Here is a 14,512-nt window from a genome sequence, read left to right as displayed (position 1 = left end):
TTTTTATTCGTCAGGTAAACCGGTCTTCATCTATAGAAACAGATGTAGTTTTCCTTCCATACGACCACGTCATTATCCAGTATCTGGTATCGATAGAGGGAACATTTACCCCCCTGCCCCGTACTATTCGTAATAAGTCTTCGTATGCCTGCTACCATCGATAAAAATCTCCAGAAGCACCTCGACCAGCTTCAGAAGGAACTGCGTGAACCAGCCGAGCTCTTCGCTAAAAACGGCATCCATAACACCATCGTTTTTTTCGGCTCTGCCCGCATAAAGCCACAGGACTCTACGCAGTCCGAGATGGACCGGCTTCACCGTGACTTTAAGGGGGTCATGATGAAGGATCAGGAGGAGTGGGACGAACTCGACCGCGCCAGTCATGCCCACTACATGTCGCGCTTCTATGAGGCGGCGGAGTCGCTCTCCGGCAAGCTCGCCCACTGGTCCCGCACACACTTCTCCACTCGCGATCAGCACTTTATCACCACGGGCGGCGGCCCCGGCATCATGGAGGCTGCCAATAAAGGCGCGAGCCAGGCCGGCGAGCCAACCATCGGCATAAACATCCGAATCCCGACCGAGCAGCACCCGAACCCATACATCACGCCCGGCCTCTCCCTGCACTTCGAGACCTTCCCGATGCGTAAGTTCTGGCTCATGTACTTTGCCCGCGCGCTGGTCATTTTCCCCGGTGGCATCGGCACGCTGGACGAGTTTTTCGAGATCTACACGCTGATGAAGACGCGCAAGGCCACGCGCTATATCCCCATCGTGCTCTTTGGCAGCGAGTACTGGAAAGAGCTCATCAACTTTGAGACGCTTGTCCGCTTCAACACCCTGGACCGCTCTTCTCTCGATTTCTTCCGCTACTGCGACGAGGTGGATGAGGCTTTCTCATTCATCACCGATGAGATCATGCGCGACCGTGAGCGTAGTGGATCCTGAATACAGAAAACCACCCGATTGATGCATTCACGGCTTCCGCGCTTCGAGGCATAAAAAGCTCCAGGTACTGACCACGCCTTCAGCTTCAGCGAAGCGCTCCGCGTACACCCGCAGGAAACGCCTTAGCTCTCCGGGACGTGCGCGCTTCCCGCCGACAGCCCCTGTCCGCTGGAAGAAGCGCAGCAGCTCCCGAGCGCTCGAAAAAATAATGCGGTGCGAGACCGACTCGCTCCGACACAGCTCCAGCCCGGCCTGATCACAGGCCTGCTCCCACTGCTCCTGCGTGCGCCATGTAAACGGGTTCCACTGCGGGGCCAGCTGTCGGAACTCGCATAGCGTCGGATCGATAAAAAGCAGGTGAAACATCCGCCCTCCAGAGCGCAGAGCCTGCGCCTGTCGCATCAGTACCGCCACAGGATCAGGCGCCCACTGCATAAGAGCGGATGAAGCAATAAAGTCGTACGCTCCCTGCGCCTGCCAAGCATCCATCACCTGCCAGTGAGCCTGCGGCCACTGGATGCTACCGGTCTTCACCATAGCGGGGGCCAAATCCGTTGCCCACACATTACCCCGGCGAGCAAGGAGTTCGCGGGTTAGTAACCCGGGTCCGGCACCGAGCTCCAGCACGTCCTTTCCAGTGAGCAGATCGGGCAGCCATTGGCTCCCCCACTCCACCAGATCACGCTGCACAAAGGCGTGCGTGGCGTACTCGCTGGCTTTTTCACCGAAGCGCATCCGCCAGCTCCTTCCTGAAATCGGTTAGCGCGTGTCCAGCCCCCTGCACGATCTGCAGCCCCGGAAAATCCCCCCGAAGCAGCTCGGCATCCAGCAGCGGATCACCGCCACCGACAAGCGCTGTCAGGTGCCCCATCGCTGCACCACAGTCGGTCTGCACGGGCTGGGCAACCGTCGCCAGCTGCTCAATCCCCCAGACGAGGTCCTCCTGGGTATAGGGCAACTCAGTCGGCGGCTCACCCAGTCCAGCTCGTTGATAAAAATCCTGGAGTGCGGCGAGCGGATCGCGACGCAGCCACTTGATCAAAAAGCGCAGCTTACTGGTCGGCGTCTTACCGCCTCGGCCCGACTCGGCCCGAAAATCACAAAAGGGAGAAACAAGCACGACGCGCTTTGCCGTAAGAAAAACCTGTGGAGCCCCACTCAGCAGAAACGCTCCCGTCGAGTAGGCCACAACCGCATCAGCGGAGAACGTATCAATTTTTCCGATACACCCAGATACTGGCAGGACAATCTCATGCTCAGCCGCTGGGCACACCTGCTGTGCCACCTGCAGCGTAGAGGCAGCCGAGCAGCCCCATCCCCCTATCCAGAGTATTTTCATGCGCGTAGAGCGTTAATGGCCGCAGCCACCCGCTGGAGTTCGGGCTCAGAGAGCAGGGCGTTGAGGGAAATGCGCAGGCGGCCTTCGCCCGCAGGAACCGTCGGCGGGCGGATCGCACCGACACGAATCCCCTGCTGGAGCAGAGCCTCAGCAGCAGCGACGGGATCGGCGACCCGCACAGGCACAATCGGAGAGTCTGCGAACGCGGCAACTGCCTCGCCAGCGCGAGTTCCTTGCTCAAGCATCTCACGAAAAGCTCCTGCCATCGTGTGCAGCCGTGGGCGCTCGGCTGGGTCGCCCCGCAGCAGTTCCACAGCCTTCTCCGCCGCAGCCGCGCAGGACGGCGGCAGATAGGTCGAGTAGATAAACTCACCGGAGTGATTGATCAGGTAGCGTTTCAGGATCTCGTCATGGAAGAGCGTGAACGCCCCCATCGAGCCGAGGCCCTTGCCGAGTGTACCGACCATGACATCGACCGCAGCCGAGACACCGGCCGCCTCAATCAGCCCGCTACCGCCCTCACCGTACCAGCCCAAGGCGTGAGCCTCATCCAGCACCCAGATAAAGCCGTAGCGCTCTTTCAGTGCAGCCATCGCCTGCAGTTCTGGATAGTCCCCGTCCATGCTGTAGACGGTTTCCGATACAACAAAGAGCGTCTCGTACTTACCTGCGTTTTGCTCCAGCAGCTCACCTAGATGGTCCAGGTCGAGGTGGCGATAGCGCTGCAAACGTGCCCCGGAGGCGAGCAGGCCGTTGACCATGCTGTTGTGGATCAACCGGTCGGCGAGGACGAGATCCCCCCGACGCGGCAGGCCACTGAGCACGGCTGAGTTAGCCGCAAAGCCTGTATTCCAGAGCAGCCCGTGGCGAAACCCACACCACTGCTTAAGGGTCTCAAGCAGCGACTCGTGCGCCTCTGTGTAGCCCGTGATCAGCGGTGAAGCTGCCGAGGAGCAGCCCCAGCGTTCCGTCGCCGCGATCGCAGCAGCCTTGACATCCGGATGCTGCGACAGGCGTAGGTAGTCGTTGTTGGCGAGATCGAGAAACGGCTCATCGGCACGGCGTACGCGCAGCGTACGCTCCAGGCCCTGTGCATGGCGCTCCTCCATCGCCCCACTCAGGCGTGCGGACAGTGCCGCTGGCGTGTTCACACTGCGTGCGTCGCCAGCCATGGCCGCTCCAGCCATTCGGGCTCCGATGCGTCCGGCCTCAGCAGGGCACACAGGGGCAGGTTAAAGGCCTTGACCGCGTCGCGATTGGACTGGCGGATGATTTCCGACTGAGGCCGGATTTCATTCAACCAGAGCCAGACCGGGACACCTGCACGGGCCGCATAGGCATGCACCATGCGGGCCTGACAGATGGCGCCTAGGCGGTCCTCGACGACGAGGATCATCAGGTCCGCCTGCAGGGCGGCAGCCAGATCACACACGTCTCTGCCCTCGGCATCGAGCGGCGAGGCGATACCGCCCGCGCCCTCCACCAGCCGCCAGGCGGCAGGCGGGAGCTTCGCGTAGCGGTCCAGCATCGCCTCCAGCGTCAGCGTCTGCCCCTCACGCGCGGCGGCGTCAGGGGGCGACATCGGCTCCAAAAAGCGGAAGAGCGTGTGCGCCTCGGCCTTACCCGTGGCGTGGCTCAACGCGATCTCGGCATCGCCATGTCCACCGGGGGCGATCCCCGTCTCCACCGGCTTCACGATCTGCACCGCCCCGCCCTCCCGGGAAAGCTCCCGGGCCAGCGCAGCGGTGACGCGGGTTTTACCCACGCCAGTATCGTTACCGGTGATGACGATGACGGCCATGTTTGGCTTCCTTTAGTTACGAGAGTGCGGGCTCAGCGGAAGCTGCCTCAGCCTTGACGGCCTTGCAGGCTTCGTCTTCGGCCATATCGGCCTTGGCGCGGGCATGAATCTCGCGGGCGGAGTCCGGGTGCATGTCGTGCAGGCCGAGCTTGTCGAGGAGCTTGCGGTCCTCGTGCTGGCGCGGGTTCTCGGTCACGAGCAGGCGGTCACCGAGGAAGATGCTGTTGGCACCGGCGAGGTAGCACAGGGCGTGCATCTCGTCGGACATCTGGCTGCGGCCGGCGGAGAGGCGCACGATGGAGTACGGCATGGCGATGCGGGCCGTGGCAATGGTGCGGACGAACTCGATGCTGTCCACAAAGGGCTGGTCCTCCAGCGGGGTGCCCTTGACGGCGACCAGAGCGTTGATCGGCACAGAGTCCGGCGGGGGGTCCATATTGGCCAGCTCCAGGAGCATATTGAGGCGGTCCTCAACGCTCTCTCCCATCCCGAGAATGCCGCCACAACAGACTTCCATCCCGGCCTCGCGCACGTTCTTGATCGTGTTCAGGCGGTCGTCAAAGGTGCGGGTGGTGATGATCTTGCTGTAAAATTCGCGCGAGCTGTCGATGTTGTGATTATACACGTCGCAGCCGGCTTCCTTCAGGCGCTGAGCCTGGTTAACGTCCAGCATCCCGAGGGTGCAGCAGACCTCGAGGTCGAGCGCCTTGACCGCCGAGACGGTCTCCAGGATATTCTGAAACTGGCTGTCGGTGTAGACCTTGCGCCAGGCAGCGCCCATGCAGAAGCGCGTGGCACCGTCGGCCTTGGCCATCCGAGCGTCGATCATGACGCGGTCGGTATCGAGCAGCTTCTCGGGCTCGATGCCCGTGTCGTTGTGCGCGGACTGCGGGCAGTACTTGCAGTCTTCGGAGCACTTACCGGTCTTGATGGACTTCAGCGTGCACAGCTGGACGCCGGAGGGGTCCTGGTAGCGGTGGTGGACTTCCTGAGCCCGCAGGATCAGCGTCGTCAACGGAAGGTTATAGATTTCCTTGAGTTCTTCGAGTGTGGTCATGTTCTCAGTCATTGAGCCTCAGGCCGAGGCGGAGTCGTTGAGCACGATTTGCGTCGCGCGGGTCAGTTGTTTAAAGAGAAAGTCGATCTCCTCGGGCGAGATCACCAGAGGCGGCACCACCAGCAGTGTGTCCCCGAGGGCCCGGCAGATCAGCCCGTGCTTACGGGCCTCCAGCGCGACCTTCAGGCCGGTGCGCTGCTCGATCGGATGCTCCGGCAGCTCCAGCGCGGCCAGCATGCCCCGCTGGCGCACGACCGGGTACAGCTCCGAGTCCGCGCCGTACTGCTTCACAGCAGCCTCAAAGGCGGCCAACGTCTCGGCGTGGCGACCGTCAGCCATACGCGCTTCAAGCTTTTCGATGCTCTTGAGGGCGACGACGGCCCCGAGCGGGTTGCCGGTAAAGGTATGGCCATGGTAAAAGGCCTTGTACTCCTCGAAACGCCCGAGGAAGGCCTCGAAAACAGCCTCGGTGGTGAGAGTCGCAGCCAGCGGCAGATAACCGGCAGTCAGGCCCTTGGCCAGGCAGAGGAAGTCTGGCTCAACGCCTTCTTCACGGCAGATAAGCATCGGCCCGACACGCCCGAAGCCCACAAAAACCTCGTCGAGGATCAGGTGTACCCCGGCCCGGCGGCAGCGGTCGGCCACCTCGCGCAGGAATCCGCGCGGCTGCAGGCGCAGACCCGCCGATCCCTGTACCCAGGGCTCCATGATCAGGCAGGCGGTGGTGCTGGCTTTTTCGTCTAAAATCTCATCCAGCCGCTTCAGGCTGGCACTCATGTCCTCGGAGTGAATCACCCCGGCTGCCTCGTCGCTAACCGGCGTGGGGATGCGCTCCACCGGGAAACACCAGGGCGCGAACCGGCTGTGGAAGCCGCCACTGTCGCCCACCGACATCGTGCCAAAGGTATCGCCATGGTAGGCGCTGGTCAGGGCGATGACGCCGGTTTTCTCGGGCTTACCGGTCAGCTGCCAGTACTGGAAGGAAAGTTTCAGGGCGATCTCAACCGCATTGGAGCCGTTATCGCTGTAAAAGACACGCGAGAGGTTGTCAGGAGCGATAGAGACGAGCTTCTCGCTCAGGGCGGCCCCGGTCGGGTGCGCGAGCCCGAGCGTCGTGCTGTGGGCGATCTTGTTGACCTGCTCGATGAGGGCGGCGTTTAGCTCCGGGTCGTTGTGGCCGTGGACATTGGTCCAGATGGAGGCGTTGCTGTCGAGGTAGCGGTTACCGTCCGTGTCGTAGAGCCAGCAGCCCTCCCCGCGCTCGATGAAAAGCCGCGGATGCGCCAGATGCTCGCTCATCTGGGTAAACGGATGCCAGGCATGGGCCGCATCCAGGCGGGCGGCACTCTCAGTCTGACTCTCGGCAAGCGTGTTCATAAAGGCAGCTAATGTGGCAGTAGCTTGCCCGATTGTTAAGCCTAAAACCTCGCGCCTTTACAATAATTTTTTCGAATAGTGTGAATATTTAAAATTCACTGAGCTAATCACACTGATATAACATAGCCCTGCTAGCGAAAAGATCCGAGTGGAGCCCATATCTGCGCGGGAGGCTCACCCTACGGCTGCTTGGGCTCCGGCCCATCCCCGTCGCCAGAGGCGTCCGCTTCCGGTTCGGTTTCATCAGCGGCCAGCTCATCCTCGTCCTCGGGCGGCTCCTCCGGCAGAGGCTCGGCATCGGCTTCGAGAGAGAGCTTAAAGGCGTCGATCGTCTCGTCGTTACCGACGACAAGCAGGATGTCCCCGACATGGATGATCTCGTCCGGCGGGGGCGGCGCGATGCGCTTTTTACCGCGCTGGATACCGAGCACGCTGATCCGGAAGCGATGGCGCACATCGCAGCCAGCCAGCGTCTGACCGGCCAGAAAAGCGTCTGCGCGCACAAAGACACGCTCGATGCGGAAGGGCTTCTCCTCGGCACGCTGGTTCGGCGAGCGCGTCGCCAGGGTCCGCCGGGCGTTCTCGAGCTGCTCCTTGGAGCCGATCAGGACGAGGTTATCCCCGGCAAAGATCGGCACCTCTGGCGAAGGATCGTAATGCGTCCTGCCTCCACGGCTGATGGCCACGATGGAGGCACCGGTCTTTTTACGCAGATGCATCTCACGCAGCAGCATGCCGCAGGCGATCGAGTCATCGGCGATGGTGACCGTCTCCACCTCGATCTGCCAGCGATGCACATGCGATAGCTCGCGCAGCGTGGCCTGGCGGAGTTGCTCCTCGTTCTCGACATTCTGCTCCTGAAAGCTCTGCAGGAAGAGGTACTCCATCCGGCTGTTGATGTTGATGATCGACTTCCAGAAAATCGCCAGCGCGATACAGCCGACCACGATAAACATCCCCAGCGTCACCCCCGAGGGGAAAAACGGAGAAGCTGCTGACAGGAAAACCCCGCCAAACAGCACGATCATGAGCGAAAGCACGATCGTGTGCACCAGATTGGCCATGCGGCCGCTGAGCAGTTGCGGATTACGGCTGCTGCCAAACACGGTGGAGGTCACCAGCTGGATCAGGACATCGAGATTGCGGATGACAGAGGAGAGGAAAGGCAGACACAGTGCCGCCGCCAGTAGCCAGACGCCGACGTGCACCCACTTCATGTGCTCGGCCAGGCTGGGCACACGCACGCAGTACTTGGCCCCGACATAGGCCACGATCAGAATGGCGTTGAGCAGGAAGAAGTTTGCCAGAATCTGAAGCAGCGGTCGCCGCGCCAGCCGGAAAAATGTAATACGCCCCACCCGCCTCGCGATGGCATCGAGCATCTTTTCGTAGATACGTCCGGCGACTCGCACCTGATCAGGCGTCTTCTCCGCGATCCAGCCAAACAGGCGAGCCGGGTTGGCATTTAGCACAGGGATGATCATGTACGTGACCAGCGCAAGCCCCACCGCCATACTCGGCAGGCTCTCGCCTGTGGCTCCGGTCGCCGTCCCCATCGCTGCGATAATAAAGCCGAACTCACCGATGCTGGCCTTTGAGATCGAGGCACGGAAGCCCGTCTCCGCGCTCTGCCCACCAACAAACAGCCCCAGCCAGCACGTGATGAGCTTACCGACGACCACCAGCACGGCGATAAAGACCACCGCCAGCCAGTTCGACAGCAGCCAGCTCGGGTCGATCAGCATCCCGATCGTGACAAAGAAGATCGCGCAAAACAGGTTCCGGAAGGGGTCAGTGATGCGCTGAATGTCCCCGACGATCTGCGTCTGGGCCATAATCGCCCCGGCCAGAAACGCTCCCAGCGAGATCGAAAAACGCGACAGCTGCGCCAACTCGGCCAAGCCGAGCGCCAGTGCGACCGACACCAGGGTGATGATCTCGCCCGAGTTAGAGCCTTTTAGCTGGCGGCTGAGCCAAGGAGCCAGCACGCGCCCCAAAATATATACCCCTGCCGCAAACACCCCCAGCAGGAAGACCACCCGGTACAGCGCGCTAATCTGGAAGCTCTCAGCCCCCCCGAGCTCACCGAGCACCACCAGCAGCAGGATCGCCACCATGTCCTCAAAAACGAGGATGCCCACCGCCATGTGAGCATCGGCATGCTTGAGGCGTCCCTTGTCCTTGAGGATTTTAATACACAACAGCGAGGCTGAGTTCGTCAGCAGCGCACCGAGAAATATCCCCTCCAGCGGCGAGTAGCCCACCAGCGGCGCACAGAGGATACCGATGATAAATACGATGATCGACTGGAGGACCGCCGCGATAAACGCCGGCCAGAAGACCCGCCGCAGTCGCTCAATATCGAACTCCAGCCCGATAAAGAACATCAGGAAGATCACCCCGAGCTGGCTCAGCTCCTCGATCGCACCCGAGTTGTGCAAGGTCGGCAGCTCCGGCGTGTACGGCCCCACGAGCACGCCCACCAGCAGATAACCAAGGATGACAGGCAGCCTCAGCTTATAGAAAATAACCGTGACTACTGCCGCACACAGGACGACCAGAGTCAGATCGTGAATAATACTTCCTTCACCCAATCGAAACAGTGTGACGGTCCCTCACGCGGCCATCAACTCATAAGTCATTCCCAACATCCAAATACGTCTGCGCCCAAGAAAGTGCCGATACTCCAGCCTCATTCACTCCCCGCCTCCACCACTCTAGCGGGCACAAAAAAATCCCCCGGAAAATGACTTCCGAGGGATTAAAAAGTGGAGCGAGCGAAGAGGTTCGAACTCTCGACATCTACCTTGGCAAGGTAGTGCTCTACCAACTGAGCTACGCTCGCTTAGCGTTGAAAGTGCAGTAAATTGGGGATTTCAGGAGCCAATGTCAAGTTCCAGAATAGCACGTTTTCGAACATTTTCTGGAAGAGGCATAAACCCATTGGATTCCAACGACTTAGACATCTCCTCACTGAGCATAAAACGGAGAATTTTGCTAATTTCTTCAAAATTTTCTGTTTTATAGACGAGATAAAACGGCAAACGCAGCGGATAAGAGTCGTAATAGACGTTATCGCGGCTGGGCCCATAAGCGAATGAGTCCTTCTCACCCGTGGAAACCGAAATCGCCTTCAGGTTGTTACCTTTGGGCATGAAGGGAAAAACACCGATCGCGCCGCTATCACTGAGGATAGCATTCGGGTCCTTACTGAAATCCTCCACCGTAACCATGTTGGACTTAAAGTTACCATCCTTCAGGGCCATGGACTTGAACATCTCACGGGTCACCGAGCCCGGGACCTCGACAACAATAGGCTGGATGGAGCGGGCGGCGAGATTACCGGCAACCCCCAGCTCACCCCAGCGGCCATAGTACTGCTCGGCTCCACTGCCAAAGATGCCCCCCAGCTGCGGCAGGGACAGCTCCGTCAGCGGGTTGTTGCTGTTTACCACGATGAAAGCCACCTGATAGGCGAACGGTATCGCCTTGTAACCGCTCATTTCAAACTTTTCGCCGTCAGGGCGGGCGACGAAGGCCAGTTGCGCATCATCGTTGTGCAGCTGCGACATGGCAGGGATACTGCCATACAGGTCGATGTTTACATCGAGCTTGTTGGTCTCGGCAAAGTCTTGCAACGGCTGGACCACCGCATCGCTGAGCAAGTCGGAACCGACCACCTCAATTTCTTCGGCGTGGATAGTTAAAGCAGCTGTGGTAACCGCTAGCAGAGAGAGTAACGTAGATTTCATGAGAATGGGCGCTGAGTATAGAGGGGGGCATTCCCCGCATTCAATCTTTTTAGGGTCTTTACCGACATCAGCCCTGGACATCCAGTTCCGGCCATTGAGCAAGTTTTCGGTGAAGCGTCCGGCGGCTGATTCCCATCAGCTCGGCGGCGCGGGTACGGTTCCCACGGGCCTCAATCAGGGCATTACGCAGGAGCCGCTTTTCGTTTTCCTCCTTGGAGAGCGGATTGGACAGGGCAGGCTCCGTGCGGGCGGCAGCCCCGGACGCAGGCGCACTGCGTACAGGCTCTCCTGACTGATAGAAACGGGCATCCAGATCGTACTCGGTCACTTCCCCACCCCGCTTCATCACCACGGTGTTTTCGCAGAAATTACGCAGCTCGCGGATGTTACCCGGCCAGTTATAACGCTGGAGCACCTCCAGCGCCCCTGCGGTGAGCTGGACCGGTGGGGTGGCATTCTCCTCGGAAAAGACCGTCATGAAGTGGCTCAACAATAGCGGGATGTCATCCGGGCGCTCGCGCAGCGCGGGCAGGCGGATGGGGACGACATTCAGCCGGTAGTAAAGGTCTTCGCGGAACTCGCCTTTATCGACCAGTTCCTTGAGGTCGCGGTTAGTGGCGCAGACCAGGCGCACATCGACCTGAATCGCCTTGAGGCTCCCCAAGCGCTCAAACGAGCGCGTCTCCAGGAAGCGCAGGAGCTTGACCTGCGTGGGGGCGTCGATCTCACCGATTTCATCCAGAAAGAGCGTCCCGCCATCGGCCGCCTCAAAGCGCCCGATGCGCCGCTCGGCAGCGCCCGTAAAGGCTCCCTTCTCGTGCCCGAACAGCTCGCTCTCCAACAGGTTGGCCGGAATGGCCGCGCAGTGTACCGGCACAAACGGGCCTCGTGAGCGGTCGCTGTTCTGGTGAACCATCTGGGCGACCAGCTCCTTACCCGTGCCGGTTTCACCCGTGAGCATGACAGTGGCCCGCGAAGGGGCAACCTGCCGCACCTGGTCAAGTACACGGTTCAGCGCAGCCGAATTACCGACGATCCCCTCGAAGCTGAACTTGCGGTCCAGTCGCTGGTGCAGCTCCTTGTTCTCGCTTTCGAGCTTGCGCGACTGGATGGCACGCTTGATCAGAATTTCAAGCTTTTCGAGGTTGAGCGGCTTGGTCAGAAAATCGAAGGCCCCGTGCTTCATCGCCTCCACCGCGGTCTGCACATTACCGTAGGCGGTCATCATGATACAGACCGGTCGCTGCGGCAGCTGCAGGGCGTGGTCGATCACCTTGAGGCCAGACTTACCCGCCATGCGCAGGTCCGTCAGCACCACGTCAAAGGGCTCCTCGTCGAGCAGCCGGAAGGCCTCGTCCGCATCACGCGCCTGATAGACATCATAGTCGTCCTCCAGGGCGGCGGCCAAGCCCTCGCGGGTGTGCTTCTCGTCATCAACGATCAGGATGCTCTCGGGCATAACCGCTACTCTACGGCAAGCCGCTCCAGCAAAACCACTCTAAACCGCCCATCAGAGTGACTTTTTGTCCCGCGATGAAAGGCAGGCTGTTTGTTCCCAAAAATTACCGGCTCTCCAGCATACGCATGCGGCGGTGACGCTGCGGGAAGCGCAGGCTGATCACGGTGCCGGTGCCGGGCTTACTGTCGATCCCGATCTGGCCACCATGGTCGCGCATGATGCGCTGGACGACCATCATCCCCAGACCGTGGCCGGTGGACTTGCTCGTGTAGTAGGGCTGGAAGACACGCGGCAGGTCCTGCTGGGAGATGCCCACTCCGGTATCGGCAAAGACGAGCGTCACGAAATCATCGTCACTGTGCGCGGTGATGGTGAGGTCGCCGCCGACATCCATCGCCTCCATGGCGTTTTTCGTGATGTTGAAAAACACCTGTTTGATCTGCTCGGGGTCGCCCATCACGGGGGGCAGGTCATCGCGGACCTCGACAGCGACGCTGACGTTGAGGTTCTGCAACTCGGGCCCCTGCAGCGTAAGGACCTCCTCCAGAATCTGCAGCAGGTCCACCTCGCGCAAATCCGGTGGCTGGGGCCGGATCGCCTGGAGAAAGTGCGTAATGATCCCGTCCAGCCGCTGCACCTCATTCGTACAGGCCTCCAGTGAGGACTTGATCTTGTCCGTAGCCGGTTCGCTGCGTACGCGCGCGAGCTGGCGGCGCATGAGCTGGAGGTGAATGTTGATCGAGTTGAGGGGGTTCCCCAGCTCGTGGGCCACCCCGGCGGCGAGGTCGAAGATCGACGAGATGCGCTCGTTGGCAATGCGCTCCTCGGTCGAGGTTTTCTCCTCGGTGATGTCGGAGATGATGATCGCGTAGCGCAGCTGGCGCGTCTCCTCGTCCTCCTCGGTCTCGAAGGGCACAACGTACAGCCGGACGAATCGCGGCTCCGGGTAGGTGATCTCCAGTTCGCGTGAAGAGGCGGGCATCATCGCCGGGCTGACCTCACTGTCGAGGTCCAGTATCTGCCCCAGATCCGGCATGACCTTCCAGAGCACGACCTGGCCGAGGTCTTTCTCCTTCAGGCCGATCAGGTTCCCGGCGGCTGCGTTGGCGTACTCGACGCGCCCCTCCTTATCCACCACGAGGATGCCCTCCTGAATGGTGTTAAAAACCGTCTCCAGCAGCGTGCGCTCACGGACAAGACGCCTCACGAGCGTGGCCAGGTTATCCGAGTCGAGGGCATCGATACGGCCCAGAATGCGGTCCAGGTGCGTGCTTTTGTCGGGCATAGGGGAAAGTTACGGGGCGAAGTGAAAAGCTTTGAGGTAGCCGATCAACTGGTGGGCGACATCGGTTTTCGAACCGGGGCCGAAGTCCAGCGCCTCGCCCCCGCTGCCGATCAGCTGCACGGCATTGCGGTCGGACTCAAAGGCACTCTCGGGGCCACCGACTTGATTGGCCACGATCCAGTCGAGGTTCTTCTCCTCCAGCTTGCGGCGGGCGTAGGCCTCCACGTCCTGCGTCTCAGCCGCGAATCCGACCACGACCTGATCCGGCCGTTTCGTAGCCGCCACGGTTTTTAAAATATCCTCCACCGGCTCAAACTCTACCGTCAGGGTGATGGCGTCTTTTTTCACCTTGTTGTGCGAGTAATGCTTCGGGCGCATATCGCAGACCGCCGCCACCTTGATCAGGATGTCGCAGGCGGGGAAGCGCCCCTTTACGGCGGCAAGCATTTCGCGACCAGTAATGACGGGGATGACCTCCACTCCCTCCGGGGGGCGCAGCGCGACCGGCCCGCTGATCAGCTCCACCTGCCAGCCTGCCGCACGCGCGGCAGCGGCCAGCGCGTAGCCCATCTTACCGCTGGAGGGATTACTGATGTAGCGCACGGGATCGAAAAACTCCCGGGTCGGGCCAGCGGTGATCAGACAGCGGATAGGGCTTGCGTTCATGAGTGGGTGGCAGAGTGTAGGTCCCAAAATGAACAACAGCCGCCAAGAGTCTACACCAAAGCCAAGCTCCGAACCCCGGGAAAACCTCTGGCTGAACCTCGCCTTTAACCTGGCCGCCCCGATCCTCTTCCTGACCAAGGGCGACAAATGGTTCTCATTCCTCACGGAGAGTCAGGTCCTGATCGTCGCCCTACTCTTTCCGATCGGCTACTTTCTCTACGACCTGAAGAAGCGTAAAAAGGTCAACGGCCTGTCCATCCTCGGCTTTATCAGCGTGCTGCTGACCGGTGGCATCGGCCTGCTCAAGCTCAGCCCGCTGGTCTTCGCGATCAAGGAGACCCTGCTCCCGCTCATCATCGGGGTGGCCGTCGTCTCCTCCCTCAAGACCCGGAAGCCCGTCATCAAGATGTTTCTGCTCAACCCCTCGATCATGGACACGCAGAAGCTGGAGTCGCACCTTGACAGCCCGGAGAAGAAGAGCGCCTTTGAGCGCGTGCTGGTGCGCTGCACCTGGATCTTTGCCTCGTCGTTTCTGGTCAGCGCGGCGGTCAACTTCACCGTCACGCGTATGGTCGTCAAAACCGACCCCAATATCGATCAGGCCGCCTTTAACGCCGAGCTGGGGACGCAGACCTGGATCACCTGGGTCGTCATGACGGTCCTCACCCTCCCCCTCATGATCGCTGCCATGTGGGTCCTCTTTAAGAACATCCGCGAGCTGACCGGCCTGACGATGGACGATCTGGTCGTTGACGCGAAAAAGGACGCCAAGGCCCCGCCCTCCTCCGACGAATAAAGAAAGCTACTCGCGTAGTCATTGACGGATAC

The 14,512-nt window shown here is 60.6% G+C and carries 13 protein-coding genes and 1 tRNA gene; 2 read left to right on the top strand and 12 right to left on the bottom strand.

Features of this window, described 5'->3' with window-relative positions; genetic code table 11:
• Window positions 1-144 precede the first annotated feature (144 nt).
• Window positions 145-948, top strand: a complete 804-nt coding sequence (locus K0V07_RS10220) for an LOG family protein (RefSeq protein WP_220621288.1) — start codon at window positions 145-147, stop codon at window positions 946-948.
• Window positions 949-975: 27 nt separating this feature from the next.
• Here K0V07_RS10220 and K0V07_RS10215 read toward each other — a convergent pair whose 3' ends face one another.
• The 12 genes from K0V07_RS10215 to K0V07_RS10160 all read right to left on the bottom strand — a co-directional run bounded on the left by K0V07_RS10215 (window position 976) and on the right by K0V07_RS10160 (window position 13,684).
• Window positions 976-1,683 (bottom strand): class I SAM-dependent methyltransferase, encoded by a 708-nt coding sequence (locus tag K0V07_RS10215; RefSeq protein WP_220621287.1) that lies wholly within the window; start codon window positions 1,681-1,683, stop codon window positions 976-978.
• The gene (locus K0V07_RS10210; protein ID WP_220621286.1) at window positions 1,670-2,287 is read right to left on the bottom strand and encodes a hypothetical protein; all 618 of its coding nucleotides are present in this window, start codon (window positions 2,285-2,287) and stop codon (window positions 1,670-1,672) included. Before K0V07_RS10210 ends, K0V07_RS10215 begins: the two co-directional genes overlap by 14 nt.
• Window positions 2,284-3,459 carry an 8-amino-7-oxononanoate synthase gene (locus tag K0V07_RS10205; RefSeq protein ID WP_220621285.1) on the bottom strand — a complete coding sequence of 392 codons (1,176 nt, stop codon included), beginning with the start codon at window positions 3,457-3,459 and terminating at the stop codon, window positions 2,284-2,286. Before K0V07_RS10205 ends, K0V07_RS10210 begins: the two co-directional genes overlap by 4 nt.
• Entirely contained in the window at window positions 3,435-4,088 is a 654-nt protein-coding gene (bioD, locus tag K0V07_RS10200) for a dethiobiotin synthase (RefSeq protein WP_220621284.1), read from the bottom strand. The genes K0V07_RS10205 and bioD overlap by 25 nt, the downstream gene beginning before the upstream one ends.
• A gap of 16 nt (window positions 4,089-4,104) precedes the next feature.
• Window positions 4,105-5,157, bottom strand: coding sequence for a biotin synthase BioB (bioB, locus tag K0V07_RS10195; protein ID WP_345778156.1), 1,053 nt, complete (start codon window positions 5,155-5,157; stop codon window positions 4,105-4,107).
• Window positions 5,158-5,163: 6 nt separating this feature from the next.
• Entirely contained in the window at window positions 5,164-6,522 is a 1,359-nt protein-coding gene (gene bioA / locus K0V07_RS10190; protein WP_220621282.1) for an adenosylmethionine--8-amino-7-oxononanoate transaminase, read from the bottom strand.
• A 179-nt stretch (window positions 6,523-6,701) separates the two neighbouring features.
• Window positions 6,702-9,116 carry a cation:proton antiporter gene (locus K0V07_RS10185; RefSeq protein WP_220621281.1) on the bottom strand — a complete coding sequence of 805 codons (2,415 nt, stop codon included), beginning with the start codon at window positions 9,114-9,116 and terminating at the stop codon, window positions 6,702-6,704.
• Window positions 9,117-9,291: 175 nt separating this feature from the next.
• A tRNA-Gly gene (locus tag K0V07_RS10180) sits at window positions 9,292-9,367 on the bottom strand.
• Between the two features lie 31 nt (window positions 9,368-9,398).
• Window positions 9,399-10,274 (bottom strand): substrate-binding domain-containing protein, encoded by an 876-nt coding sequence (locus K0V07_RS10175; RefSeq protein WP_220621280.1) that lies wholly within the window; start codon window positions 10,272-10,274, stop codon window positions 9,399-9,401.
• Window positions 10,275-10,341: 67 nt separating this feature from the next.
• Window positions 10,342-11,733 (bottom strand): sigma-54 dependent transcriptional regulator, encoded by a 1,392-nt coding sequence (locus K0V07_RS10170; protein WP_220621279.1) that lies wholly within the window; start codon window positions 11,731-11,733, stop codon window positions 10,342-10,344.
• Window positions 11,734-11,836: 103 nt separating this feature from the next.
• On the bottom strand, window positions 11,837-13,018 hold the full coding sequence (locus K0V07_RS10165) for an ATP-binding protein (RefSeq protein WP_220621278.1): 1,182 nt from the start codon (window positions 13,016-13,018) through the stop codon (window positions 11,837-11,839).
• A gap of 9 nt (window positions 13,019-13,027) precedes the next feature.
• Entirely contained in the window at window positions 13,028-13,684 is a 657-nt protein-coding gene (locus K0V07_RS10160) for a phosphopantothenoylcysteine decarboxylase (protein WP_220621277.1), read from the bottom strand.
• Window positions 13,685-13,712: 28 nt separating this feature from the next.
• On the opposite strand from K0V07_RS10160, the gene K0V07_RS10155 reads away from it, so the two are divergent.
• Window positions 13,713-14,480, top strand: coding sequence for a VC0807 family protein (locus K0V07_RS10155; RefSeq protein WP_220621276.1), 768 nt, complete (start codon window positions 13,713-13,715; stop codon window positions 14,478-14,480).
• Window positions 14,481-14,512: the final 32 nt, after the last annotated feature.

It is taken from the genome of Ruficoccus sp. ZRK36 (assembly GCF_019603315.1).
Lineage (GTDB): Bacteria > Verrucomicrobiota > Verrucomicrobiia > Opitutales > Cerasicoccaceae > Ruficoccus.
Note: the sequence above shows the minus strand (reverse complement) of the source record. Positions and strands in the feature narration are given on the sequence as shown.

Coding starts and splice junctions, on each gene's coding strand:
- K0V07_RS10220 (WP_220621288.1), top strand. CDS start 145: ATGCCTGCTACCATCGATAAAAATCTCCAGAAGCACCTCGACCAGCTT.
- K0V07_RS10215 (WP_220621287.1), bottom strand. CDS start 1,683: ATGCGCTTCGGTGAAAAAGCCAGCGAGTACGCCACGCACGCCTTTGTG.
- K0V07_RS10210 (WP_220621286.1), bottom strand. CDS start 2,287: ATGAAAATACTCTGGATAGGGGGATGGGGCTGCTCGGCTGCCTCTACG.
- K0V07_RS10205 (WP_220621285.1), bottom strand. CDS start 3,459: ATGGCTGGCGACGCACGCAGTGTGAACACGCCAGCGGCACTGTCCGCA.
- bioD (WP_220621284.1), bottom strand. CDS start 4,088: ATGGCCGTCATCGTCATCACCGGTAACGATACTGGCGTGGGTAAAACC.
- bioB (WP_345778156.1), bottom strand. CDS start 5,157: ATGACTGAGAACATGACCACACTCGAAGAACTCAAGGAAATCTATAAC.
- bioA (WP_220621282.1), bottom strand. CDS start 6,522: ATGAACACGCTTGCCGAGAGTCAGACTGAGAGTGCCGCCCGCCTGGAT.
- K0V07_RS10175 (WP_220621280.1), bottom strand. CDS start 10,274: ATGAAATCTACGTTACTCTCTCTGCTAGCGGTTACCACAGCTGCTTTA.
- K0V07_RS10170 (WP_220621279.1), bottom strand. CDS start 11,733: ATGCCCGAGAGCATCCTGATCGTTGATGACGAGAAGCACACCCGCGAG.
- K0V07_RS10165 (WP_220621278.1), bottom strand. CDS start 13,018: ATGCCCGACAAAAGCACGCACCTGGACCGCATTCTGGGCCGTATCGAT.
- K0V07_RS10160 (WP_220621277.1), bottom strand. CDS start 13,684: ATGAACGCAAGCCCTATCCGCTGTCTGATCACCGCTGGCCCGACCCGG.
- K0V07_RS10155 (WP_220621276.1), top strand. CDS start 13,713: ATGAACAACAGCCGCCAAGAGTCTACACCAAAGCCAAGCTCCGAACCC.